This is a genomic window from Jatrophihabitans sp. (genome assembly GCA_036389035.1).
Lineage (GTDB): Bacteria > Actinomycetota > Actinomycetes > Mycobacteriales > Jatrophihabitantaceae > Jatrophihabitans_A.
Genome location: DASVQQ010000002.1, coordinates 95555 through 119545 on the forward strand (window position 1 = coordinate 95555; position 23991 = coordinate 119545).

The window sequence follows — 23991 nt, forward strand, 5'->3', positions numbered from 1 at the left end:
CAACCAGCTCACCACCTGGTTGCTCGGCGTCCAGCTGCGGCAGCGATGAGCGCCTCGCTCAGGATCCTGGTGGTGACCGCGGTCGAGGCCGAGCGCGACGCCGTGCTGGCCGGGCTGGCCGGGCAACCGGCCGTCGGCGACGTGCACGGCCTGCGGGTGCACCGCGCGCTGACCTCGGCCGGCCTGCTCGACGTCGTCAGCGGCGGTGTCGGCCCGGTGGCGGCGGCGGTCAGCACCGGCTGCCTGCTGCGCCAGCCCTATGACCTGGCGGTGTCGGCAGGCCTGGGCGGCGGCTTTCCGGCCGCCCCGGTCGGCGCGGTGGTGGTCGCCGACGCCGTGGTGCACGCCGACCTCGGCGCCGAGACCGCCGACGGCTTCGTCTCGATGGCCGACCTCGGCTGGGGTGCGGTCTGGCATCCGGTGCGGGCAGGCCTGGCCGCCGAGATCAGCCGCCGGACCGGCGCGATCACCGGGACGGTGCTGAGCGTCTCGACGGTGACCGGCAGCCGGCGGCGCGCCGATCAGCTGCTGGCCCGCCATCCCGACGCGGTCGCCGAGGCGATGGAAGGTGTCGGGGTGTGCCTGGCCGCCGACCGGGCCGGGGTGCCGTTCGTCGAGCTGCGCGCCATCAGCAACCCGGTCGGCCCGCGTGATCGCGAGTCCTGGCAGATCCCCGACGCGCTGGCCGCGTTGGGGGCCGCCTTCGGCCGGCTGCTCGCCGAGCCGCTGGACATCCGCGCCCTGGACATCCGGGCCGACGGCTCGTCGCCGGGGGCCGGCCGGTGACCGCGCTGAAGCTGGCGTTCTCGCCGTGCCCGAACGACACCTTCATCTTTCACGCCTGGACGCACGGGCTGATTCCGGGCGCTCCGGCCACCGAGGTCACCTTCGCCGACGTGGACGTGACCAACACCGCCGCCGAGCAGGGCCGCTTCGACGTCGTCAAGGTCTCCTACGCCGCGCTGCCCTGGCTGCTGGCCGACTACCGGCTGCTGCCCTGCGGCGGCGCGCTGGGCCGGGGCTGCGGCCCGCTGGTGCTGGCCGCCGACGACCGGACCGACCTGGACGGGGCCCGGCTGGCGGTGCCGGGCGAGCGCACCACCGCCTACCTGCTGATGCGGCTGTGGGGCGCCGGGCAGTCCCCGGCCTCGATCGAGGTGGCGCCGTTCGCCGAGATCATGCCGGGGGTGCGCGACGGCCGCTTCGACGCCGGCCTGGTGATCCACGAGGCCCGCTTCACCTACCCGCGTTACGGGCTGCGGGCGCTGGCCGATCTGGGGCAGTGGTGGGAGCAGAGCACCGGGCACCCGATTCCACTCGGCGCCATCCTGGCCCGGCGCGAGCTCGACGCCGCCGCGCTGACCGACGTCCTGCGCCGCTCGGTGGACTACGCCTTCGCCCATCCCGACGCCTCGGCGGCGTTCGTGGCCGAGCACGCCGACGAGCTCGACCCCGACGTCCAGCGCCAGCACATCGAGCTCTACGTCAACTCCTTCAGCCGGGACCTGGGCGAGGAGGGTTACGCCGCGATCGAGCTGCTGCTGGGACGGGCGCGCCAGGCCGGACTGGTGCCGGCCTTCGGTCCGCTGCGCTGAACCCTTCGGCGCTGCCCCACTCGCCGCCCGGACGCGACCTCGGCTCGCCGCCGTCGTTGGCCGCTGAGCAGGGTGCTGATCGGCGTGTCGCCCTGCTAGACGGCCACCGATCAGGGTGGCTCGCCGCCGGACCTACCGATCCGGAGGGGCTCGCCGCGAGCAACTCGCAGATCCGCCTCAGCTCTCCAGGTTGTCGGCCACCGCCCGCAGCAGGGTGGCGACCTTCTTGCCCTCGGCCCGGTCGGGATAGTGCCCGCGGCGCAGGCCGTTACCCACCTTGTCGAGCAGCTTGATCAGGTCCTCGACGATCGGCGTCATCTCTTCGGCCGGCCGGCGGGTGGCCTTGACCACCGACGGCATCGGCTCGAGCAGCCGGACCTGCAGCGCCTGGTTGCCCTTGCGCCCCTGCACGATCCCGAATTCGACCCGTTGGCCGGGCTTGAGCTCGGGAACCCCCGCCGGGAGGGCGTCCTTGTGCACGAACACGTCGGCGCCCTCGTCGTCGGCAAGAAAACCGAAGCCCTTTTCGGCGTCAAACCACTTCACCTTGCCGGACGGCATGACTCCAACACCCCATTACTTCTGTCAAAGATGAAACGCACTGGCAGTACACACACTGCCAGTACCAGATTGTCTCAGTGCAAACGATTGACGCCCACACGTCGTGCGGGCGTCAAGGTCACAGGCTAGCGCGAGCCCGACGACGACCGCACCGGAGATAGCAGAACCCATGCCCGCAGCCGCTCGCCGACCGGTCTCGGCGCGCCTCGGCTGAGGCGTGGCGCCAGCCGGCTAGCGGGACTCAGCGGCCGCTGAGCGCTCGGCCGCGGCGAGCCACTTACGGGCCGACCGGTGCACGTCCTCGGGCAGTTCGGGGGCGGCGAGCAGCCTCGGGGCCAGGCTGCGGTCACCGGTCAGCGCCCGCAGCGTCTGCACCAGGGTCAGCCCGTGCGCCGGCCGGTCCAGCACCGCGACCTCGTCACCGGCGGCCACCTCACCCTCGGTCAGCACCCGCAGGTACGCCCCGACCCGGCCGGACTGGGTGAACCGCCTGACCAGCCGGTCGACGTTCCAGTAGCTGGCGAAGGTGGAGCACGGGATCCGGGGCGCCGCCACCTGCAGGATCGCCCCGCCTACCCGCCAGCGCTCGCCGATCACCGCGTTGGTGACGTCCACGCCGCGCAACGTGAGGTTCTCACCCAGCGAGCCGGGGCCCAGCTCGAAGCTCAGCTCGCCGGCCAACTGCTGCTGCCACCACTCGGTGTCCTCGCTGGCGTAGGCGTACACCGCCTGGTCCAGGCCGCCGTGGTTGCGGGTGTCGCAGATGGTGTCGCCGGCCAGCCCGAGCCGGCGCACCATCACCGGCTGACTCACCGGGCGCTTGTCGATGCCGGTCCTGGCGGGCTTCTTGTTGGGCCGGGTCCCGGGACGCACCGGCGGCGTGTCGATCACGTGCGCCAGGTTGACCGCGACGACCCGTGAGTTCACGGCTGCCACGGCGTACACCCTAGTCACGTGGCACACTGATCCTTTGGCCTATTTATCCGGGCATCCCTTCGCGGGCGTCCGGTCCGGGTAGGGCGAGGTAGCCGAACAGGCAGCGCGAGCAACGCAGAGGGTGACGCAGATGGCAGGCATTACGCCGCAGAACCAGCCGTACAACCAGCCCCAGCACACCTGGGACGATGCCTACCCCGAACACCCGGTGAACGAGCTGCTCTCCGACAAGGCCGGGTCACAGAGCCCGTTCGGCGACGACCTGAGCTTTCCGCTGCCCGTGGAGGAGCTCTACTACCGGCACCCGGGTCCCGAGAACCGGCCCTACCTCGCTGGCCGCTGAGCCCTCACCCGCTGAGTGACCGCACAACCGCAGGCTCTGGCGCGCTCCGGCGCGCCCCAGTCCCTGACCGACTGGCTCCGGGGCTGGAGTGACGCGCAGCTGGTGACGCTGCTGCGCCGGCGTCCCGACCTCGCGCTGCCGGCGCCGGTCGACCTCAGCACGCTGGCCAGTAGAGCCAGTGTCCGCACTTCCATCTCGCGCGCCCTGGACGGCCTGGACGCCTTCACCCTGCGGACCCTGGAAGTGCTGGTCTGCGCCGGCCCGGACGCCTCGCTGAGCACGGTGCGGGCCTGGTTCGAGCCGGCGCTGGGCGCCGACGTCGCGGCCGCGGTGGACCGGCTGCGGGAGTGGGCGCTGGCCTGGGGCCCGGCCGAGCGGCTGCACCCGGTGGGCACCGTGCGCGAGGTGCTCGGGCCGTATCCGGCGGGTCTGGGACGTAGGGCGGCCGACCTGTACGCCTCGGTCAACGACATCGCGCTGGCCCCGCTGCTGCGCCGGTTGGGGCTGCCGCCGGCGACCCAGCCGCGCTCGGGCAGCTCGGCCGCGGCCACCATCGAGGACCAGCTCGATCAGCTGCTGGCCGACTGCTCGCCGGCCGAGCGCTCGGTCCTGGACCGGCTCGCGGCCGGGCCGCCGATCGGGGCACTGCGCAACGCCCTGACCGGCCGGCAGTCCAGCGTCGACGCCGACAACCCGGCCCGCGGCCTGGTCGAGCGGGGCCTGCTGGTGCCGATCGACAACCACACCGTCGAGCTGCCGCGCGAGATCGGGCTGGCCCTGCGCTCCCAGCCGGCCGGCGCGGCGACGCCCCGGCCGCCTGAGATCGAGGTGCTCGAGCGGGGCGCCCCGGTGATCGACGGCGGTGGCTGCACCCAGGTGCTCGAAACCGTCCGGCTGGTCGAACTGCTGCTCAACGAGATCGCTGCCGACCCACCCGGGCTGCTGCGCGCCGGCGGCCTCGGGGTGCGCGAGCTGCGCCGGCTGAGCCGCGCCGTGGATGCCGGCGAGCCGGTCACGGCGCTGCTGACCGAGGTCGCCTTCGAGGCCGGGCTGCTGTCCAGCACCACCACCGCCGACCCGGTCTACCTGCCGACCACCGAGTTCGACGGCTGGCTGCGGCAGGGCACGGCCGAGCGCTGGGTGCGGCTGGCGACCGCCTGGCTGTCGATGACCCGGTTACCGAGCCTGGTCGGCGCCCGCGACGACCGTGACAAGACCATCGCGGCGCTGTCGGCGGACGCGGAGCGGCACAGCGCCCCGGCGTTGCGGCTGCAGTTGCTGGGCCTGCTTGCCGAGCTGGCCCCGGGGCTGGCGCCGGCCTCCGACGAGCAGGTGCTCGCCCGGCTCAGCTGGCAGGCGCCGCGACGGGCCTCGGTCAACCGCAAGAGCGCGGCGAGCATGCTCGGCGAGGCTGCGACCCTGGGGATGACCGGGTACGGCGCCATCACCGGCTACACCCGGGCGCTGTTCGACGGCGCCGGCACCGGGGCGGCGCAGGCCGAGGCCAACGCGGTCCATGCCCTGACCGCGGCGCTTCCCGAGGCAGTCGAGGAGTTCCTGCTGCAGCCGGACCTGACCGCGGTCGTTCCCGGCCCGCCCGGGCCGGAGCTGCAACGCGAGCTGAACCTGGTGGCCGACCTGGAGTCCACCGGCGGCGCGGCGGTGTACCGGATCTCCCCGGTCAGCCTGCGGCGGGCCCTGGACGCCGGGCGCACCGGTTCGGACCTGCAGCAGTTCTTCACCAGCCGCTCCCGCACCCCGGTGCCCCAAGCCCTGCACTACCTGATCAACGACGTGGCCACCCAGCACGGCCGGCTGCGGACCGGCACCGCCACCAGTTACCTGCGCTGTGACGACGAGGCGCTGCTGAGCCGGGTGCTGGCCGAACCGGGGCTGGAGTCCCTGGGGCTGGTGCGGATCGCCCCGACGGTGCTGATCTCGCCGGCGGCGATCTCCAGCGTGCTGGACCGGTTGCGCCGCGCCGGCTTCGCGCCGGCCGCCGAGTCCGCCGACGGGGCGATGCTCAGTTTCGCGGCCGACGCGCCGCGGGTGCCGGCCCGCCAGCATTCGCGGATCTCGCGGGCCCGGGGCAACTCGATCAGCGAGAGCCAGCTGGTCGAGGTGGTCACCCGGCTGCGGGCGAGCGAGCGGTTGGCCGTGGCCATCACCAACTCCACCAGCCGGGTCTCCCAGCAGGTGCCGGGAGTGACCTCGGCCTCGATCCTGGAGCTGCTGCGCACCGCCGTCCGCGAGGAGCTGCTGATCGCGATCGGCTACGTCGACGACACCGGCACCCTGTCGCAGCGCACCATGCTGCCGATCTCGGTGGGCGGCGGCATGGTGCGCGGCTACGACCCGTCGGACAGCCGGTTGCGCAGCTACCCGCTGCAGCGGATCACCACCGTCAGCGTGCTGGCCGACTGAGCCGCACCGGGCCGGCAGCCGCCGTCGGGGGTCGGGCCGGCAGCCGTCGTCGCGGGAACATCCGGACGCCTGAGATCCTTGGCACAATGGAGCACTTGGGCCGGAGTGCGGCAGGCCAGCCGGACCTGCCGGGCCCGCTAGGCCCCCGAACCGCCAGCCAGCTTTGAGGAGCACACCCGGGTGACCGACGGACCCCTGATCGTCCAGTCCGACAAGACGCTGCTGCTCGAGGTCGACCATCCCATGGCCGGCGACGCCCGCGCGGCCATCGCGCCGTTCGCCGAGCTGGAGCGATCCCCCGAGCACGTGCACACCTACCGGCTGACGCCGCTGGGGCTGTGGAACGCGCGCGCCGCCGGCCATGACGCCGAGCAGGTCGTCGACGCCCTGGTCCGCTTCTCGCGCTACACGGTGCCGCACGCGCTGCTGGTCGACGTCGCCGACACCATGGACCGCTATGGCCGGCTGCAGCTGGTCAAGCACCCGGTGCACGGCCTGGTCCTGATCAGCCTGGACCGCGCGGTGCTGGAGGAGGTGCTGCGGCAGAAGAAGATCGCCCCGATGCTGGGCGAGCGGATCGACGCCGACACCGTGGCGGTGCACCCGTCCGAGCGTGGCCGGCTCAAGCAGGCGCTGCTCAAGGTCGGCTGGCCGGCCGAGGACCTGGCCGGCTATGTCGACGGCGAGGCGCATCCGATCGAGCTGGACAACGCCGACTGGACGCTGCGGCCCTACCAGCAGCAGGCGGTGGACTCGTTCTGGGCCGGCGGCTCGGGCGTGGTGGTGCTGCCCTGCGGCGCGGGCAAGACCCTGGTCGGCGCGGCGGCGATGGCCGAGGCCAAGGCGACCACCCTGATCCTGGTCACCAACACCGTCTCCGGACGGCAGTGGAAGCGGGAGCTGCTGGCCCGCACCAGCCTGACCGAGGAGGAGATCGGCGAGTACTCCGGCGAGCGGAAGGAGATCCGGCCGGTCACCATCGCCACCTACCAGATCATGACGACCCGGCGTAAGGGCGAGTACCGGCACCTGGAGCTGTTCGACTCCCGGGACTGGGGGCTGGTGATCTATGACGAGGTGCACCTGCTGCCGGCGCCGATCTTCCGGCTGACCGCTGACCTGCAGTCGCGCCGGCGGCTCGGCCTGACCGCGACGCTGGTCCGCGAGGACGGCCGGGAGGGCGACGTGTTCTCCCTGATCGGGCCCAAGCGCTATGACGCGCCGTGGAAGGACATCGAGAACCAGGGCTGGATCGCCCCGGCGGACTGCTCCGAGGTGCGGGTGACCCTGACCGACGCCGAGCGGATGGCCTATGCCACCGCCGAGCCCGAGGACAAGTACAAGCTGGCTGCCACCGCGCGCACCAAGTTGCCGGTGATCAAGGCGATCGTGGACCAGCACCCCGATGACCAGGTGCTGGTGATCGGCGCCTACCTCGACCAGCTGGAGGAGATCTCCGAGCATCTGGGCGACATCCCGATCATCCAGGGCTCCACGCCCAACCGGGAGCGCGAGCGGCTCTATGACTCCTTCCGGGCCGGCGAGACCCGGGTGCTGGTGGTCAGCAAGGTGGCCAACTTCTCCATCGACCTGCCCGAGGCGGCGGTGGCGGTCCAGATCTCGGGCACCTTCGGCTCCCGCCAGGAGGAGGCGCAGCGGCTGGGACGGGTGCTGCGGCCCAAGCACGACGGCCGGCAGGCGCACTTCTACACCGTGGTCAGCCGCGACAGCCTGGACGCCGACTACGCCGCCCACCGGCAGCGGTTCCTGGCCGAGCAGGGCTACGCCTACACGATCATCGACGCCGACGACCTGCTCCGTCCGCTGTAGATCGTCTCTTCTCCCAGCAGGGTTCTGGCTGGCTCGGCAACAGTCTGGCGACGCGCCCTGCTCTGACCCGCCCAACTTGTCCTAGACTGGCACCAGGTGAGCAGCCTACCTGTGCGATGTTGTTGACTTATGTTGTGGATTGATCAATCCTGGACTTAAGTGATGCGAACCAGCGACACGCCACTCCAGCACCACAGGACGGTATCGATGCTCGCTCGCCAGCGTCAGGCGCGGATCCTCGATGAGGTACGCCGAGCCGGCGGAGTGCGGGTCTCCGAGCTGACCCTCCTGCTGGGCGTCTCGGACATGACGATCCGCCGCGACCTCGACCAGCTGTCATCCGACGGCGCCATCCAGAAGGTGCACGGCGGCGCGGTGCTCGGCAGCCACGTCACCGAGGAGCCCGGCTTCGAGGTCAAGAGCAACCTGGCGCAGCCGGCCAAGCAGGCGATCGCGGCCCAGGCCGCCCGGATGATCGCCCCCGGCACCGCCGTCGCGCTGTCGGCCGGCACCACCACCTGGGCGCTGGGCCGCCACGTCGCCTCGATCCCGGGGCTGACAGTGGTGACCAACTCGACCGCGGTCGCCGACACCATCTGCTCGTCGGAGAGCACCAAGCTGACCGTGATCCTCACCGGCGGCGTCCGCACCCCGAGCGCGGCGCTGGTCGGGCCGGTCGCCGACAGCACCATCCGGTCGCTGCATTTCGACCAGCTGTTCCTCGGCGTGCACGGCATGGACGCCGTCGCCGGCTTCACCACCCCCAACCTGGCCGAGGCCGAGACCAACCGGGCGTTGATCGACCGGGCCCAGGTGGTGATCGTGATGGCCGACTCGTCCAAGTGGACGACCGTCGGGCTGGCCGATTTCGGACCGCTGTCGGCCGCCGACGTCCTGATCACCGACGATGGCCTGTCCGACGAAGCCCGGGCCGTGCTGAAGGAGTCGGTCGGCGAGCTGGTCGTGGTACCGGCCGCCACTGAGGGCAGCAGAGAAGGTGCCAGGGCATGACCCACCGGCAGCACAGCAGCCTGGCCGACGGCCGGGACCTGTTCTACTACGACCTGAAGCCGGGCAACGACCGGTCCGCCCCGGACACCCGCGAGCTGCCCGAGACCGCCACCTCGTCCCAGATCCGCTGGGACCCGCTGTTCAGCGAGTGGACGGTGATCGCCGGGCACCGGCAGTCGCGCACCTACAAACCGCCGGCCAGCCTGTGCCCGCTGTGCCCGAGCACCGAGGGCAAGGCCACCGAGATCCCGGCCGCCGACTACGACGTGGCGGTGTTCGAGAACCGGTTTCCCTCACTTGCCGTCGAGGCCGCCGACGCCTTCGGGGTCGTCGAGGAGTTCCCGTTCCGATCCGGCCCGGGCACCGGGCGCTGCGAGGTGGTGTGCTTCACCAGCGACCACAACACCTCCTTCGCCCAGCTCAGCCAGCAGCATGCCCGGACGGTGATCGACGCCCTGGCCGACCGGACTGCCGAGCTGAGCCGGCTGCCCGAGGTGGAGTACGTCTTCTGCTTCGAGAACCGGGGCGAGGAGATCGGCGTGACGCTGTCGCACCCGCACGGCCAGATCTATGGCTACCCATTCGTGCCGCCGCGGATGCTGCGGGCGGCCCAGACCGCCGCCGCCTACTCCGACGAGCACGGCCAGTGCCTGCGCTGCGAGCTGCTACGCCGCGAGGTGGCCGCCGGTGAGCGGATCATCAGCCGCGGCGAGCACTGGACGGCGCTGGTGCCGTTCGCGGCCCGCTGGCCCTACGAGGCCAGGCTGGTCGCCAACCGTCACGTCGCCAGCCTGCCGGAGCTGACCGAGGACGAGCGCGACGACCTGGCCAGCAGCTACCTGGACCTGCTGCAGCGTTTCGACCGGCTGTTCGACACCCCGACGCCCTATATCGCAGGCTGGCACCAGGCGCCGGTCCGGCAGTTCGCCGACAGCTGGCACCTGGGCACCGAGGTCTTCACCATCCGGCGGGCCGCGGGCAAGCTGAAGTACCTGGCCGGCTCGGAGTCCGGGGCCGCGGTGTGGGTCAACGACATCACCCCCGAGAACGCGGCTGCCCAGCTGCGCGGCGACTGAGCCGCACCTGCGCGACCGGCTGCTGCGCCGACCGCGCCCTGGCCGGATGCGCCTTGCCAGGCAACGTCTCCTTCGGCAGCGGCTCCGCAGGCAGCACCTTGGCAGGGACAGCCTTGGCAGGGACAGCCTTGGCAGGGACACCCTTGGCGGGAACATTCCTGGCAGGGGCAGTCTTGGCAGGGACACCTTTGGCAGGCACTGCCTTCTCCGGAACAGCCTTCGCGGCTCGTCCCTTCACCGGTGACTTCTTCGCCGGCGACTTCTTCGTCGCCGATTTCTTCGCGGGCTGCCGCGTCGCGGGCGGTTCCTCCGAGGACGGCTCCTCCGAGGACGACTCCTCCGGGCCGAACCGAGCCAGGCTGACCGCCTCCTGCGCGGCCAGCCGCAGCTGGGTCAGCAGCTCTCCGTAGATCACCGTGCCGACGGCGACGGTGTGGGCCGCCTCGGCGCGCGGAGCATGGACCGGGATGTGATCCATCTCGACCTCGGCCACCGCCAGGGCGGCATCGGCCCACGGCCGGAGGCTCTCGGCGTCCACCGGCTCGCCCTCGCCACGCAGCACGTCCAGCACCCGGGCCAGCGAGTCGAGCAGCGGCGAGTCATCGGTGAGTGTCCAGTCCAGGCCCGCCAGCAGCTCGGCGGCGAGCTCGAGACCGTCTTCGGTGGCCGAGGTCGAGCCCTTGAAGCCGGCGACCGCCAGCTGGGTGACACCCAGCAGGTCCAGCAGTGGAAGCTCCTCGTCGTCGACGGCAGCCAGCACGGTCCCGACGGTCGCGACCGGCAGGTCGGCTATGTCCCGCAATGCCCTGATCAGGCGGAGGCGTTCCAGGTGTGAGTCGCTGTACTCGGCCTGGGTCCGTGAGATCGGCGTGCCAGCCGGCAGCAGGCCTTCGCGCAGGTAGAACTTGATCGTCGCGACCGGCAGGCCGCTCAGTTCGGCCAGCTCCGAAATCCGCACCGGGTCGCCCCTTTGAAAAGACTGGATAGCAGCGCTATCCTAGTATTGAACAGTGACACTATCTAAGGAGCACCAGGTGCCCTCCAAGCCAATCGCCGAGTCCATTACAGCCGATCATGACGCCGATGTGGTGGTGTTCCTGATCGGCATGCGGATCAACCGCTGGCGCAGCGTTCGATACTGGGCCCCAGTTCTACTCGCCTTCCTGCCGATGGTCCGGGAACTGCTCAGGGAGCCGGCCTCCGGTTGCCGCTCGGTCCAGACCTTCTGGTCCGGACGCACCATCCTGACGGTGCAGTACTGGGACTCGGTGGACCAGCTGATCAGCTATGCCCACGATCCCCAGGCCAAGCACCGGCCGACCTGGCGGGCATTCAACCGCAACGCCGCCAAGACCACCGCCGTCGGCATCTTCCACGAGACCTACTCCGTCCAGTCAGGACACTACGAAACCATCTACCGGTCGATGCCGCCGTCCGGACTCGCCGCCGCCACTGACAGCGTGGTGCCGGTCGCCCGTCGCGGGATCACCGCCCGGGACCGGCTGGCCACCGGCGCCCGACGGCCGGCCCCGGACCGCAGGGTGGCGGCTGAGTACCCGGCGACGCCTGCCCACACCCCGCTCGGCTGCCCGCACGCGGCCACCGATACGGACCGGCTGGCCGACGCGGTCAGCGGGTGAGCCGACGCGGTCAGCGGGTGAGCCGGCGGCCTCAGCGGTTCTGGCGTACCCAGTCCTGACCCACTCGCTGTTCGATGCGCAGCGCGGCTTCGATCACCTTCACGATCTCGGGCTCGATCTGGCGGCCCAGGAACGGGATGCTGACCTTGACCTCGCCGCTCACCAACTCGGTCGAGCCCTCCGGCGCCGGCGACAGCACCATCGACCCGGTCATGCTGGCCGGTTGCCCCTTGACGGTCACGTCGACCACCGCGGTGCGGACGCCGGTCGGCCCCGGCGCGCTCCACTGCTCCACCTGGGTGATCGAGATGCTCTCACCGACGAACCTGCGGATGTAGTCAGGCACCTTCGGCGCCATCTCCCGCTGCACCCGGACCCGGGCGCCGCCATCGGCCGACTGCTCGATCAGGACGTCGTAGGACAGCGCGCCGGACTCCCGGCAGGCCTGCTCCCGGACGCTCTGCTCGACCCGGCTGGCGAAGATCTGCTCGACGGTGGCCGGCGCTGAGGTCTCGACACGCAATTTCATAGGCGCATCATCGCCGATGACGCGCCTCGGCGTGCCCACCGGGTCACGTCCGGCGCTGCTACCGTTGCCAGGATGCGGCAGTATCTGGATCTCCTCGACACCGTCCTGCACAAGGGCGTGCGCAAGGGCGACCGGACCGGCACCGGCACCCTGAGCGTGTTCGGGCATCAGATGCGCTTCGACCTCGCCGACGGCTTTCCGGTGGTCACCACCAAGAAGCTGCACCTGAAATCGGTGGTCGGCGAGCTGATCTGGTTCCTGCGGGGCTCCACCAACGTCAGGTGGCTGCAGCAGCAGGGAATCAGCATCTGGGACGAGTGGGCCGACCCCGACGGCGAGCTGGGCCCCGTCTACGGGTATCAGTGGCGCTCCTGGCCGGCTCCGGACGGCCGCCGGATCGACCAGATCGCCAACCTGGTCGACTCGATCCGGACCAATCCCGACTCCCGGCGCCACATCGTCAGCGCCTGGAACGTCGCCGAGGTGGAGCAGATGGCCTTGCCGCCATGCCACACGATGTTCCAGTTCTACGTCGCCGAGGGCCGGTTGTCCTGCCAGCTCTACCAGCGCTCGGCCGACGTCTTTCTCGGCGTGCCGTTCAACATCGCCTCCTACGCCCTGCTGACCCACCTGATCGCCCAGGTCACCGACCTGCAGCCGGGCGAGTTCGTACACACCCTGGGCGATGCCCACCTCTATCTCAACCACGTCGAGCAGGCCGAACTGCAGTTGAGCCGCGAGCCGCGGCCGTTGCCCACCCTGCGACTGAACCCGGCGCGCCGGCAGCTCGACGAGTTCGAGATCGCCGACGTCGCGCTGGAGGGCTATGACCCGCACCCGTCGATCAAGGCGCCGATCGCGGTCTGAGCCCCGCTCCCGGGCTGTCAGGTGGTCAGGTGGTCAGGCGCCGGGTCCGGCGCCAGGTTCTCCTGCCACGGCCGGATCGTGTACGACTTGATCACGCCGTTCAGCACGAACGGGTCGCCGGCCGCGAACTCTTCGGCCGCCTCGCGACTGGGGAACACGCCCAGCGCCTCGCCGTTGAAAGGCTCCTGGAGGGGCCCCATGAGCAGCACCAGGCCCCGCTCGTGGCAATCCTTGAGGTAGGCCAGGTGCGCTGGGAAATGTTTATCGGCCAGCGGGCCGAAATCCGGCACGCTCTGCATGGTCATCACATACTTCATCGACTGCTACCCCCGAGCCCGTCGCGGGACCACGGACGGTCACCGGCTTTCGGCGGACCGTTCCAATTTCTACGACTCGGTTGCGTAGGCCAACCGCCCACTTGCGCAGCTGGCGAAACGGCGAACGGGAAAAGGGATGGGCGGCCCCGCCGAAGCGGGACCGCCCATCTGAGATAGCGCAGGCAGGACGAGGTCTAGAAGTCCATGCCACCCATGTCCGGAGCGCCACCGCCGGCAGCGGCGCCGGCCTTCTCCGGCTTGTCAGCCACCACGGCCTCGGTGGTGAGGAACAGCGCCGCGATCGAGGCGGCGTTCTGCAGCGCGGAGCGAACCACCTTGGCGGGGTCCGGCACGCCGGCAGCCAGCATGTCGCCGTACTCGCCGGTCGCGGCGTTCAGGCCGTGACCCTGGGGCAGGCCCGCGACCTTCTCGGCCACAACGCCGCCTTCGAGGCCGGCGTTGATCGCGATCTGCTTCAACGGAGCAGACAGCGCGACCCGGACGATGTTGGCGCCAGTGGCCTCGTCGCCGGAGAGCTCGAGCTTGTCGAACGCGGTGACGCCGGCCTGCAGCAGCGCGACGCCGCCACCGGCGACGATGCCCTCTTCGACGGCGGCCTTCGCGTTGCGAACGGCGTCCTCGATGCGGTGCTTGCGCTCCTTGAGCTCGACCTCGGTCGCGGCGCCGACCTTGATGACCGCGACGCCGCCGGCCAGCTTGGCCAGCCGCTCCTGCAGCTTCTCGCGGTCGTAGTCGGAGTCCGAGTGCTCGATCTCGGCGCGGATCTGGTTGACGCGACCCTGGATCTGGTCGGCGTCACCGGCGCCCTCGACGATGGTGGTCTCGTCCTTGGAGATGACCACCTTGCGGGCCCGGCCCAGCAGCTCCAGGCCGGCGGTCTCGAGCTTGAGGCCGACGGTCTCGGAGATGACCTGGCCGCCGGTCAGGATCGCGATGTCCTGCAGCATGGCCTTGCGGCGGTCACCGAAGCCCGGGGCCTTGACGGCGACGGACTTGAAGGTGCCCCGGATCTTGTTTACGACGAGGGTGGAAAGCGCCTCGCCATCGACGTCCTCGGAGATGATCGCCAGCGGCTTGCCCGACTGCATGACCTTCTCCAGCAGCGGCAGCAGGTCCTTGACGTTGGAGATCTTGGACTCGACGATCAGGATGTACGGGTCCTCGAGCTGAGCTTCCATCCGCTCGGTGTCGGTGACGAAGTAAGCGCTGATGTAGCCCTTGTCGAAGCGCATGCCCTCGGTGAGCTCGAGCTCCAGACCGAAGGTGTTGCTCTCCTCGACGGTGATGACGCCTTCCTTGCCGACCTTGTCCATCGCCTCGGCGATGAGCTCGCCGACCGTGGTGTCAGCGGCCGAGATCGAGGCGGTGGCAGCGATCTGCTCCTTGGTCTCAACCGGCTTGGCGACGTTGAGCAGGTGCTCGGTGACCGCGACGACCGCGGCCTCGATGCCCCGCTTGAGGCTCATCGGGTTGGCGCCGGCCGCGACGTTGCGCAGGCCTTCGCGCACCAGGGCCTGGGCGAGCACGGTGGCCGTGGTGGTTCCGTCGCCGGCGACGTCATCGGTCTTCTTGGCGACCTCCTTGACCAGCTCGGCGCCGATCTTCTCGTACGGGTCCTCGAGCTCGATCTCCTTGGCGATCGAGACACCGTCGTTGGTGATCGTGGGGGCGCCCCACTTCTTCTCCAGCACGACGTTGCGACCCTTCGGGCCCAGCGTCACCTTTACTGCGTCGGCAAGGGTGTTCATGCCGCGCTCGAGGCCGCGACGGGCCTCTTCGTTGAACGCGATCAACTTAGCCATTCGTGTCGTCCTTTACTTGTCTTGTGCTGATTCAGCACTGACCAGCTATTGACCGACCTGAGATGCCCGCGACGGCCGGCGCCCGTATCGGAGAGCGCCTCATCACGATCGGCTTAGCACTCACAGTACCCGAGTGCTAAGTCAGGTTTAGCACTCGGACCCCTCGAGTGCAAGGCGCGGGGCGGCCCTGCGGGTACTCACCCCCCGCTGGCAGGGGGTTGCGCCGACCGCCTACCGTTTCTCGAATGAGCTTTCCCGAGACCCGCACGGTGGACCAGGTCGATGACTTTCACGGCACCCCGGTAGCCGACCCGTACCGCTGGCTGGAGGACCAGACCAGCTCCGAGGTCAACGACTGGGTCCGGGCGCAGGCCCAGGCCGCCGAGCGGTACCTGCAGGACCTGCCCGGACGGTCCGAGCTCGCGGCCCGCCTCGGTCAGCTGTCGACGCTGCCCAGCTCGAGCGCTCCGTCGCTGCGCGGCGGGCGGTGGTTCCGGCTGACCAATGACGGCAGCCAGCAGCAGTCGGTGCTGCGGGTGGCCGACGAGCCGATGGGGACCGGCCAGGTGGTGCTGGACCCGAACCCGGCGGCGGCCGATGGCAGCACCTCGCTGGCCGCCGCGGTCGCCGACCACGACGGCGCCCTGGTCGCCTGGTCCTACCAGGAAGCCGGCAGCGACTGGTGCCGCTGGCGGGTGCGGTCGCTGCGGACGGGTGCGGACCTGCCCGACGACGTCCGGTGGGCCAAGTTCGTCGAGCCGTGCTGGCTGGGCGACTCCAGCGGCTTCGTGTACGCGATGTACCCGCCGACCGACCCCGACGACATGTACTCCTCGGTCGCCGGGTCGCCGCGGCTGATGCTTCATCGGCTCGGCACCACCCAGGAGCAGGACGAGCTGATCCTCGAACTGCCCGACCAGCCCGCCGCCATTCAGATGCCCTGGATCGACCACCAGGGCCGCTGGCTGGTGATCGGGGTCCACGACGCCCCGTCCGACACCCGCGCGATCCGGGTCCGCGACTTGAGCCAGCCGGGCAGCGAACCGCGCCAGATCATCGAGCCGACCGGCGCCTGGTGGGATTTCGTCACCGCGCTGCCGGACGGGCTCGTGTTTCGTACCGACTTCGAGGCCGACCGCGGCCGACTGGTGCTGGTCGATCCGGAGTCGGGTGAGATCAGCACCCTGGTCGCCGAGCGGGAGCACCTGCTGCTCAGCGCCGCGGCCGGGGTCAACGCTCTGGTGGTGTGCTGGCTGGCCGACGCCCGGGCGGTGGTGACGGTGCACGGCCTGGACGGCGACCAGACCGGCGTGATCGACCTGCCCGGCCTGGGCAGCGTCAGCGAGCTGACCGCCGATCCGGACTCCGACCTGGTACACCTGACCTTCTCCTCCTTCCAGGCGCCGCCCCGCATCCTGCAGTACCAGCTCGGTACCGGGCGCACCTCGGTGGTCTTCGACGCGGCCGCCGGGGCCACTCCGCCGGACATCGTCACCGACCAGATCTGGGTCACCAGCGCCGACGGCACCAGGCTGCCGGCCTTCGTGGTGCACCGGGCCGACGTGACGGCCGACAACGGCCCGCACCCGTGCACCCTGTACGGCTACGGCGGCTTCAAAGTCAGCCTGACCCCTGAGTTCTCACCCACCATCGCGACCTTCGCCGAGGCCGGCGGGGTGTGGGTGGTGGCGACCCTGCGCGGTGGCGGCGAGTACGGCGCCGGCTGGCACGACGCCGGCAAGCTGGACCGCAAGCAGAACGTCTTCGACGACGCCATAGCCACCGCCGAGCACCTGATCGCCACCGGCTGGACGGCGCCGGACCGGCTGGCCGTCAACGGCGGTTCCAACGGCGGGCTGCTGGTGGGCGCGCTGATGACTCAGCGCCCGGAGCTGTTCGCAGCGGCCGTCCCCCAGGTCGGGGTGATGGACATGCTTCGCTTCGAGCGGTTCACCATCGGCTGGGCCTGGACCTCGGACTACGGCATCGCCAGCCGCAGCCGCGAGGAGTTCGACGTCCTGCACGCCTACTCGCCCTATCACCGGCTGCGCCCCGGCACCCGCTACCCGGCGACGCTGGTGACGACCGCCGACCATGACGACCGGGTGGTCCCGGCGCACAGCTTCAAGTTCGCCGCCCGGTTGCAGGCTCTCAGCCCGCCGGACGCGGTTGCCTACCTTCGGGTGCAGTACAGCGCCGGGCACGGCCAGGGCAAGTCGCGCTCGACGCTGATAGCCGAGCGAACGGACCTGCTGGCCTTCCTCGGCCGCCACACCGGCCTGAGCTACGACCAGCTGGCCGATTAGCCCTCCCAGGACGGGGGTTCACACCGCAGCTCGTCAGCCGTCTGATGTCAGGCGTCTGATGACAGGCGTCTCAGGCGACGCCGACGAGCCGCGGCTGTGACCAGGCCTAGGCGTTGACCACCTTCACGGAGTCGGCCTGCGGACCCTTCGGCCCCTGGGCCACCTCGAACTCCACTCGCTGGCCCTCTTCCAGTGACCGGTAACCGTCACTCTGGATGGCGCTGTAGTGGACGAAGACGTCCTGGCCGCCGTCTACGGCGATGAAGCCGTAGCCCTTCTCGTTGTTGAACCACTTCACGGTGCCCTGTGCCACGCTGCACTCCTTGCTGGCTGCCGACCGGGCCGCCACACCCCGTGGCGTCCGGGGTCTTCGTTACACGGTCCCGGCAGCTCAGTGCGCACAGTGGCGGAATCCACCGCCCCCGTGGTCCTTCGTTGGCGAAACGCCCGTCACTCGACCATGCGGGAAATTACCGGCTGGCGACCCACCCCGCCACCGGATCGGCTCTTTTTCTAGCCGCTCAAGCCCCACAGCAGGCTCAGCAACGCTTCACAGCAGCCTCAGCATGGCCTCACAGCAGACCGGCGGCTCGCATCCCTTTGAGCGTCGGGGCGATCACCGCGGTCGGCGCCAACCGGCCGGCCACCGCGTCCAGGGTCTTCAGGCCGTCGCCGGTGTTGTAGATGACCGTCTCCCGGCCCGGGTCCAGCCGGCCGGTCTCGACCAGCTTCTTGCACACCGCGGTGGTGACCCCGCCGGCGGTTTCGGCGAACACCCCGGTGGTCCGGGCCAGCAACTCGATGCCGGCCCGGATCTCCTCGTCATCGACGTGGGCCATTGCCCCGCCGGTGCCGCGCACCGCGTCCAGGGCGTACGGCCCGTCGGCCGGGTTGCCGATGTTGAGCGATTTGGCGATACCGCTCGGGCGCACCGGCAGCACGGTCTCGCTGCCGGTCTCGAAGGCGTGCGCGATCGGCGAGCAGCCCGAGGACTGCGCGCCGTAGACCCGGTAGTCCGACGGCTCGACCAGCCCGATGCCGGCCAGTTCCTTGAAGGCCTTGTGCACCTTGGTCAGCAGCGAGCCGGACGCCATCGGGACCACCACCTGTTGCGGCAGCCGCCAGCCGAGTTGCTCGGCGACCTCGTAGCCCAGGGTCTTGGAGCCCTCGGCGTAGTAGGGCCGGACGTTGACGTTGACGAACGCGGTGTGCTCGAACTCATCGGTCTCGGCCAGCTCGCTGCACAGCCGGTTGACGTCGTCGTAGGAGCCCTCGACGGCGACCAGGGTTCCGCCGTACACCGCCGTCTGGGTGATCTTGGCCAGCTCCAGGTCCGCGGGCACGAACACGATGGACTCCATGCCGATCCGGGCCGCGTGGGCGGCGACCGAGTTGGCGAGGTTTCCGGTGGAGGCGCAGGCGATCCGACGAAAGCCCAGCTCGCGAGCGGCGGTGATGGCCACCGAGACCACCCGGTCCTTGAACGAGTGGGTGGGGTTGGCCGAATCGTCCTTGACCCACAGCGGCGCGGTGAAGCCGAGCCGGTCAGCCAGCCGGTCGGCCCGGATCAGCGGCGTCATGCCGGTGCCGGAGTCGACCCTGGTGGCTGGATCGTGCCCGGCGGGCAGCAGGCCGGCGTAGCGCCACAGCGAGTGCGGACCGGCCTCGATGCTCTGCCTGGTGACCGAGCCGAGCCGGTCGGCGTGGTAGCCGACCTCGAGCGGGCCGAAGCATTCGAAACAGGCGTGCTGGGCGGCGAGCGGGTAGTCGGCTCCGCAGTTGCGGCAGATCAGCCCGGATGCCGGCGATGCCGGTGGCTGGCTGAGTCGGTTGATGGTCGCGGTCATAACGAGGCCCTTTCTCCTCATCTTCCCTGGCACACGCGGAACTGCGTGGCAGGCCGGAGTTGGCACCTTCCGTACGGACTCTTCTGGCACGCGAGTGCGGGCCGATATCATTGGCTGAGCGGCTTACTCGCGCGCGAGTCGTGCTGGTGGTTGCCGGGGCTTCAACGGGCCGGTCCCTCTGCCCCTCTGGATGAGCGGAACTATGAAGTTGTCTGCCCTTGACTGTAGTCATGGGTCAGCACCACGACGACCGCCCCCGGGCCCAGACCGTCGAACTTCGGCCGGACCCGCTGGATTTCGGGGAACTGGGCCCGCAGCGCCTCGGCCGCGGCCTGGGCGCCGGGCGCGGCCGGGTCGTAATAGGCCACGGTGGACAGGATGTCGCCGTCGAAGGTGCTGGTCTGGGTGACCGTCCAGCCACCCTGTTCGAAGCGCTGGCTGGCGCCGCGCGCGAGTGCGGGGCGGTCGGTGTTGTCCAGGACGACCAGGGCGACGCCGCTGGAGGTGCCCCGCGCCGGCCCGGCGCCGGTGTCCTGGCTGGGGGCGGGCTGGCTCGGCGCCGACCCGCCGGCAGCGGCCTGGCCGCCCGCCAGGGGTGGCGGGGTGGCAAGCGGGCGCAGCAGCGAGTTGCCGGCATGCCGGCCGCCGGGCTGGCCCAGTGCGGAGTAGGCGATGACGGCCAAGGACATTCCGGCCACCAACAGCAGTGCGCCCAGTGCCCGCTCAGCGGTGCGGCGTCGCGCGGGGGGAGCAGCGGTATGGGTCACGGATGTGAAGTCTATATTAAACTTCGATGCCCAACCGGCGCGCGGACCGTTGCCGCTGCCGGCTGGCGCGCAGCCGCCGGAGCCGCTTGACCAGCATCGGGTCGGCAGCCAGCGCCTCGGGGGTGTCGATCAGGCCGTTGAGCACCTGGTAGTACCTGGTGGCGGACATGTCGAACAGCTCGCGGATCGCCTGCTCCTTGGCGCCGGCGTACTTCCACCATTGCCGTTCGAAGGCGAGGATCTCTCGGTCGCGGCGGTTCAGGCCGCCATCGTCGCCGGAGCCGTCGGCGGTGCTCTGGTAATCGCCGCCGGTCGCGGCGGCGTCGTGGGCGGCGGGCGCGGGTTCCATGCGGCCTCCGATCGAGTGTGCATCGGCTGGTAACAGCCTGGGTTGGTCTCTTATGTGCCGGCTGAATTGCACCGTTGTCATTCGCGTGTCCATTGAACCATGACGACCGGACAAGAACGTGCGGAGCTGCCGTGTCGAAGGACCGGCTCCGGCGGCTGTCCACAGCCGGCACGGCGCCGCACAGATCTGCCGGGCCGGCTCGTGCGGCGCCTCAGCGACGGCAGTGTTCTCTTCATGCATCCAGGTAGGGCGGTCCAGCTGCTGGACCTCGGCCGACTCGAGCACCTCAGCCGCGAGCTGGCCGGCGCCGCCGACGAGCTGGCCGGGGTGCGCTCGACCCTGCGGGCCCGGGCCGCCGGCCTGGGGTGGCACTCCGGGGCAGCCCGGGCCTTTCAGGCAGTCCTGCACGAGCTGCTCGGGCAGCTGGGCCAGTCCGGCTCGCGGCTGACCGAGCTGTCCGCCGCGGTTCGCGCCCACCAGCAGCGGGCCGCCGGCCGGGCCGCCTCGGTGGCCCAGCTCGCCCACGCCTCCCTCGACCTCGTCGAACGGGTGGTGCGGCTGCCGTGAGCGGCCCGATCACCGTCCGGGGCGGCAGCGACTCGATCGCCGCCGACATCGAGCAGCTCGCCGCGTTCGCCTCGGCGCTGGACCGGGCCGCCGAGCAGGTCGGCGGCACGCTGCGGGCGCTGGCCCGCTGCCTGGCCGAGCCGGCGATGGTTCCCGCAGCCGTTCTGGACCCCGCCGGCGCCGCCCAGATCCTGGCCCTGACCGGCGTGGCGATGGCCGGGACAGCCGGCGTACTGGCCGGTTGCCAGTCCCTCGCGACCGGCCTGCGGCTGGCCGCCGGGTCCTACCGGGCGGCCGACGAGCTCGACCGGCGGCTGGCGCCCGTGCTTGCCGCCGGTCTGCGGTTGCCGCTGGCGCTGATGCCTATTTCGGTCCCGTCGCCGGCCCGGTTGCAGGCCGGCCTGACCGCCGATCCGGAGCTGGTCGACGTGGCGGTGCAGCTGCTGACGGCCGGCGGCTCCGGCGGCCTGCCGGTGCCCGGCGCCACCGCCCGGCTGGCCGGGCTGCTGGCCACCCCGTTCGCCGACGGCGCCGCCGTGGTGAGCGCCCGGCCGGGCATGCCGACCGGTGACCGGAACGGACCGCCGCGCGGCGCCGCCGACCTGATCCGGGCCCTGGCCCTGCGCAATGCCCACAACGACGGCGGCGGCACGATCGACGTCCGGATCCTCGACGGCCCGAGCGGGCGCCGGGTGATCCTCGACATCACCGGCACCACGGCGTGGAACCTCGACCCGACGCGCCGCACCGCACCCGTCAGCGACCTCGGCACCAACCTGCGGGCGCTGGCCAACCGGTCCTCGGTCTTCGAGCGGGGCGTGCTGCAGGCGCTTCGCCAGGCCGGCGTCACGCCGAGCGAGCCGATCATGCTGGTGGGCCACAGCCAGGGCGGCATGATCGCGGCCCAGCTGGCCGGCCGGCTGCGGGCCGGGTCCGAGTTCAGCGTGACCCATCTGGTGACCGCCGGCTCACCGGTCGGCCTGGCGCCCGTGCCGCGCTCGGTGTCGGTGCTGTCGCTGCAGAACCGCGGCGACGTCGTGCCCGAGCTGGACGGCGTGGCCAACCCACGACGGGCCGGCTGGATCACCGTGCACACCGCGCATGGCGACAGCTCGGTGCTCGGCAGGCACTCGCTGGGTTCCTACCTGGCCGGCGCCGTCGACCTGGACGGCAGCGCTGACCCGGCGCTGGCGCACTGGCGACGCGGCGCTGCCGGCTTTCTCGGCGCCGAGCGGGTCAGCACCCAGGTGTTTCAGATCCGGCGGGCGGACTGAACCGGGGCAGGCCCTCCGCTGCGGCTGCCTCACACCTCTGCGGTTGCCTCAAACGCCGAGGTGCAGCACGATCAGGCGATGCTGGGGTTGATGCAGGACGTTCCGCTGACCATCGAGTACATCCTCCGTCGGGGCGAGCGAATGTATCCCCACGCGCGCGTCACCACCCAGCTGGCGCAGGGCCAGGAGCGGATCAGCTTCACCGAGCTGGCCACCCGGTCCCGGCAGGTGGCCGGCGTCCTGGACCGGCTGGGCGTCTCGGCCGACGGCCGGGTCGGCTCGTTCGGCTGGAACACCGCCAATCACACGGCGCTGTACTTCGGAGTGCCGTGCACCGGCCGGGTGCTGCACACCCTCAACATCCGGCTCTTTCCCGAGCAGCTGGTCTACACCGTCGAGCACGCCGAGGACGAGGTCGTCTTCGTGGACCGGTCGCTGCTGCCGCTGTTCGGGCAGTACCTGCCCAAGCTCAGCACCGTCCGGCACGTGGTGGTCTTCGACGACGGAGCGCCGAGCCCGCTGCCCGACGATCCCCGGGTGGTGCTCTGGGACGACGTGGTGGGCGAGGAGTTCGACTTCACCGGCATGGTCACCGACGAGCACACCGCCGCGGCCCTCTGCTACACCACCGGCACCACCGGCAATCCCAAGGGCGTGCTCTACTCCCACCGCTCCACCTACCTGCACGCCCTGATCACCCACGTGCCCGGCACCTTCTCCGTCAGCGACGCCGACATCCTCATGCCGGTGGTGCCGATGTTCCACGCGATGGCCTGGGGGTTGCCCTACTCCGCCGTGATGGCCGGCGCGAGCCTGGTGATGCCGGGCCCCGGCATGACGCCGCCGGCGTTGGTGGACCTGCTCGAGAGCGAGCGGGTGACCCTCACCGCGGGGGTGCCGACGATCTGGATGGGCATGCTGCCGCTGCTGGCCGGCCGCGACCTGTCCGCCTTGCGCAGCGTGATCTGCGGCGGCTCGGCGGTGCCCAAGGCGCTGTCCGAAGGCTGGCGGGCCGCGATCGGGTTGCCGATCACCCAGGCCTGGGGCATGACCGAACTCTCGCCGCTGGGAACGGTCTGCTCGATGCGGGCCGAGCACGCCGACCTGCCCGAGGAGCAGAAGGCCGACATCCGCGCGACCGCGGGGTGGCCACCGATCGGGGTCGAGATGCGGATCGTGGACTCCGAGACCCGCGAGGAGCTGCCCTGGGACGATCGGGCCACCGGCGAGCTGGAGACCCGGGGACCGTGGATCGCCCGGCAGTACTACCGCACCGACGAGTCCGGTGAGCAGTTCTCACCCGACGGCTGGCTGCGCACCGGTGACGTCGGGGCGATCTCGGAGTTGGGCTACCTGCGGTTGGTCGACCGGACCAAGGACCTGATCAAGTCCGGCGGCGAGTGGATCTCCTCGGTGGACCTGGAGAACCAGATCATGGCGCATCCGGCGGTCGCCGAGGCCGCTGTCATCGCCGTCCCGCACCCGCGATGGATGGAGCGGCCGCTGGCCTGCGTGGTGCTCAAAGCGGATCAGACGGTGGACAAGGCCGAGCTGGGGGCGTTCCTGGCCGAGCGGGTGGACAAGTGGCGGCTGCCCGATGACATCGTGTTCCTCGACGAGATCCCCAAGACCAGCGTCGGCAAGTTCTCCAAGAAATCGCTTCGCGAGCAGTTCGCCGACCGCCGGTTCGGCGACTGATCCGGCGCGGCCGACGCCGCCCTCCTGGCCGCCGGCCCGAGTATAAATCTGCCCATTTCGGGGCGCTGAATCGAATTACCTTGATTGGAACTGCCTAATCGCTCACGCGAGCAGCCCGCCGGACGATGGGTTCAGCTGACGCACCGCACATCGCAGTTGACGTGAGCGGTCGGACGGCTAGTCGATAGCGGCTTTCCGGCCGGTCAGCGACACAGTTGCACAGGTAACGAT

General features: G+C 70.8%; 22 protein-coding genes, 1 pseudogene and 1 riboswitch. Of the genes and pseudogenes, 13 read left to right on the top strand and 10 right to left on the bottom strand.

All coding sequences use genetic code 11. The annotated features are described in order from the left end of the window. Positions 1–45 precede the first annotated feature (45 nt). Together VF557_01220 and VF557_01225 are read left to right on the top strand one after the other, a co-directional pair. Positions 46–786, top strand: coding sequence for a futalosine hydrolase (locus VF557_01220; GenBank protein HEX8078809.1), 741 nt, complete (start codon positions 46–48; stop codon positions 784–786). Beyond that, on the top strand, positions 783–1595 hold the full coding sequence (locus tag VF557_01225) for a 1,4-dihydroxy-6-naphthoate synthase (GenBank protein HEX8078810.1): 813 nt from the start codon (positions 783–785) through the stop codon (positions 1593–1595). The genes VF557_01220 and VF557_01225 overlap by 4 nt, the downstream gene beginning before the upstream one ends. Before the next feature lie 369 nt (positions 1596–1964). Here VF557_01225 and VF557_01230 read toward each other — a convergent pair. Both VF557_01230 and VF557_01235 read right to left on the bottom strand, forming a co-directional pair. Further along, a pseudogene (locus tag VF557_01230) lies at positions 1965–2156 on the bottom strand (cold-shock protein). Positions 2157–2387: 231 nt separating this feature from the next. After that, positions 2388–3092, bottom strand: coding sequence for an MOSC domain-containing protein (locus VF557_01235; protein ID HEX8078811.1), 705 nt, complete (start codon positions 3090–3092; stop codon positions 2388–2390). Between the two features lie 130 nt (positions 3093–3222). Here VF557_01235 and VF557_01240 point away from each other — a divergent pair, with 130 nt between their 5' ends. From VF557_01240 to galT, 5 genes are all read left to right on the top strand, one after another. Then, positions 3223–3435: a hypothetical protein gene (locus VF557_01240; protein ID HEX8078812.1), complete on the top strand. Its 213-nt coding sequence runs from the start codon at positions 3223–3225 to the stop codon at positions 3433–3435. Between the two features lie 15 nt (positions 3436–3450). Further along, complete coding sequence (locus VF557_01245; protein ID HEX8078813.1) at positions 3451–5859, top strand: helicase-associated domain-containing protein; 2409 nt, start codon at positions 3451–3453, stop codon at positions 5857–5859. 180 nt (positions 5860–6039) lie between these two features. After that, positions 6040–7689 carry a DNA repair helicase XPB gene (locus VF557_01250; GenBank protein HEX8078814.1) on the top strand — a complete coding sequence of 550 codons (1650 nt, stop codon included), beginning with the start codon at positions 6040–6042 and terminating at the stop codon, positions 7687–7689. 207 nt (positions 7690–7896) lie between these two features. Continuing rightward, positions 7897–8700 carry a DeoR/GlpR family DNA-binding transcription regulator gene (locus VF557_01255; GenBank protein HEX8078815.1) on the top strand — a complete coding sequence of 268 codons (804 nt, stop codon included), beginning with the start codon at positions 7897–7899 and terminating at the stop codon, positions 8698–8700. Beyond that, entirely contained in the window at positions 8697–9776 is a 1080-nt protein-coding gene (gene galT / locus VF557_01260; protein HEX8078816.1) for a galactose-1-phosphate uridylyltransferase, read from the top strand. Before VF557_01255 ends, galT begins: the two co-directional genes overlap by 4 nt. Here the strand turns inward: galT and VF557_01265 are convergent. Then, positions 9736–10734, bottom strand: a complete 999-nt coding sequence (locus VF557_01265) for a MerR family transcriptional regulator (protein HEX8078817.1) — start codon at positions 10732–10734, stop codon at positions 9736–9738. The genes galT and VF557_01265 overlap by 41 nt on opposite strands. A gap of 76 nt (positions 10735–10810) precedes the next feature. On the opposite strand from VF557_01265, the gene VF557_01270 reads away from it, so the two are divergent. Beyond that, the gene (locus tag VF557_01270) at positions 10811–11416 is read left to right on the top strand and encodes a DUF4188 domain-containing protein (GenBank protein HEX8078818.1); all 606 of its coding nucleotides are present in this window, start codon (positions 10811–10813) and stop codon (positions 11414–11416) included. Between the two features lie 31 nt (positions 11417–11447). Here the strand turns inward: VF557_01270 and VF557_01275 are convergent, their stop codons facing one another. Next, on the bottom strand, positions 11448–11945 hold the full coding sequence (locus VF557_01275) for a DUF2505 domain-containing protein (GenBank protein HEX8078819.1): 498 nt from the start codon (positions 11943–11945) through the stop codon (positions 11448–11450). Positions 11946–12017: 72 nt separating this feature from the next. Between VF557_01275 and VF557_01280 the strand changes: the two genes are divergently transcribed. Then, the gene (locus VF557_01280) at positions 12018–12812 is read left to right on the top strand and encodes a thymidylate synthase (GenBank protein ID HEX8078820.1); all 795 of its coding nucleotides are present in this window, start codon (positions 12018–12020) and stop codon (positions 12810–12812) included. 17 nt (positions 12813–12829) lie between these two features. Here the strand turns inward: VF557_01280 and VF557_01285 are convergent, their stop codons facing one another. Both VF557_01285 and groL read right to left on the bottom strand, forming a co-directional pair. Next, complete coding sequence (locus VF557_01285) at positions 12830–13117, bottom strand: YciI family protein (protein ID HEX8078821.1); 288 nt, start codon at positions 13115–13117, stop codon at positions 12830–12832. Between the two features lie 206 nt (positions 13118–13323). After that, the gene (gene groL / locus VF557_01290; protein HEX8078822.1) at positions 13324–14952 is read right to left on the bottom strand and encodes a chaperonin GroEL; all 1629 of its coding nucleotides are present in this window, start codon (positions 14950–14952) and stop codon (positions 13324–13326) included. Between the two features lie 245 nt (positions 14953–15197). Here groL and VF557_01295 point away from each other — a divergent pair, with 245 nt between their 5' ends. Beyond that, complete coding sequence (locus VF557_01295) at positions 15198–17258, top strand: prolyl oligopeptidase family serine peptidase (GenBank protein HEX8078823.1); 2061 nt, start codon at positions 15198–15200, stop codon at positions 17256–17258. A 106-nt stretch (positions 17259–17364) separates the two neighbouring features. Here the strand turns inward: VF557_01295 and VF557_01300 are convergent, their stop codons facing one another. From VF557_01300 to VF557_01315, 4 genes are all read right to left on the bottom strand, one after another. Beyond that, entirely contained in the window at positions 17365–17571 is a 207-nt protein-coding gene (locus tag VF557_01300) for a cold-shock protein (GenBank protein HEX8078824.1), read from the bottom strand. Positions 17572–17830: 259 nt separating this feature from the next. Further along, positions 17831–19105, bottom strand: coding sequence for a threonine synthase (gene thrC, locus VF557_01305; protein ID HEX8078825.1), 1275 nt, complete (start codon positions 19103–19105; stop codon positions 17831–17833). Positions 19106–19119: 14 nt separating this feature from the next. Further along, positions 19120–19302: riboswitch (SAM riboswitch) on the bottom strand. Between the two features lie 3 nt (positions 19303–19305). Further along, positions 19306–19872 carry a LytR C-terminal domain-containing protein gene (locus tag VF557_01310; protein HEX8078826.1) on the bottom strand — a complete coding sequence of 189 codons (567 nt, stop codon included), beginning with the start codon at positions 19870–19872 and terminating at the stop codon, positions 19306–19308. A 16-nt stretch (positions 19873–19888) separates the two neighbouring features. Beyond that, positions 19889–20221, bottom strand: a complete 333-nt coding sequence (locus VF557_01315) for a DUF3263 domain-containing protein (GenBank protein HEX8078827.1) — start codon at positions 20219–20221, stop codon at positions 19889–19891. Between the two features lie 234 nt (positions 20222–20455). Between VF557_01315 and VF557_01320 the strand changes: the two genes are divergently transcribed. The 3 genes from VF557_01320 (at position 20456) to VF557_01330 (ending at position 23760) form a co-directional block, all read left to right on the top strand. Then, positions 20456–20788 carry a hypothetical protein gene (locus VF557_01320; protein ID HEX8078828.1) on the top strand — a complete coding sequence of 111 codons (333 nt, stop codon included), beginning with the start codon at positions 20456–20458 and terminating at the stop codon, positions 20786–20788. Beyond that, on the top strand, positions 20785–22062 hold the full coding sequence (locus VF557_01325) for a hypothetical protein (GenBank protein ID HEX8078829.1): 1278 nt from the start codon (positions 20785–20787) through the stop codon (positions 22060–22062). The genes VF557_01320 and VF557_01325 overlap by 4 nt, the downstream gene beginning before the upstream one ends. A gap of 78 nt (positions 22063–22140) precedes the next feature. Next, complete coding sequence (locus tag VF557_01330; protein ID HEX8078830.1) at positions 22141–23760, top strand: long-chain fatty acid--CoA ligase; 1620 nt, start codon at positions 22141–22143, stop codon at positions 23758–23760. Positions 23761–23991 lie beyond the last annotated feature (231 nt).

Bases quoted from the DNA above. Each gene is read 5' to 3' on its own strand.
- groL (HEX8078822.1), bottom strand. From the start codon at position 14,952: ATGGCTAAGTTGATCGCGTTCAACGAAGAGGCCCGTCGCGGCCTCGAG.
- VF557_01330 (HEX8078830.1), top strand. From the start codon at position 22,141: ATGCTGGGGTTGATGCAGGACGTTCCGCTGACCATCGAGTACATCCTC.
- VF557_01295 (HEX8078823.1), top strand. From the start codon at position 15,198: ATGAGCTTTCCCGAGACCCGCACGGTGGACCAGGTCGATGACTTTCAC.
- VF557_01240 (HEX8078812.1), top strand. From the start codon at position 3,223: ATGGCAGGCATTACGCCGCAGAACCAGCCGTACAACCAGCCCCAGCAC.
- thrC (HEX8078825.1), bottom strand. From the start codon at position 19,105: ATGACCGCGACCATCAACCGACTCAGCCAGCCACCGGCATCGCCGGCA.
- VF557_01285 (HEX8078821.1), bottom strand. From the start codon at position 13,117: ATGACCATGCAGAGCGTGCCGGATTTCGGCCCGCTGGCCGATAAACAT.
- VF557_01220 (HEX8078809.1), top strand. From the start codon at position 46: ATGAGCGCCTCGCTCAGGATCCTGGTGGTGACCGCGGTCGAGGCCGAG.
- VF557_01320 (HEX8078828.1), top strand. From the start codon at position 20,456: ATGCATCCAGGTAGGGCGGTCCAGCTGCTGGACCTCGGCCGACTCGAG.
- VF557_01280 (HEX8078820.1), top strand. From the start codon at position 12,018: ATGCGGCAGTATCTGGATCTCCTCGACACCGTCCTGCACAAGGGCGTG.
- VF557_01315 (HEX8078827.1), bottom strand. From the start codon at position 20,221: ATGGAACCCGCGCCCGCCGCCCACGACGCCGCCGCGACCGGCGGCGAT.
- VF557_01255 (HEX8078815.1), top strand. From the start codon at position 7,897: ATGCTCGCTCGCCAGCGTCAGGCGCGGATCCTCGATGAGGTACGCCGA.
- VF557_01275 (HEX8078819.1), bottom strand. From the start codon at position 11,945: ATGAAATTGCGTGTCGAGACCTCAGCGCCGGCCACCGTCGAGCAGATC.
- galT (HEX8078816.1), top strand. From the start codon at position 8,697: ATGACCCACCGGCAGCACAGCAGCCTGGCCGACGGCCGGGACCTGTTC.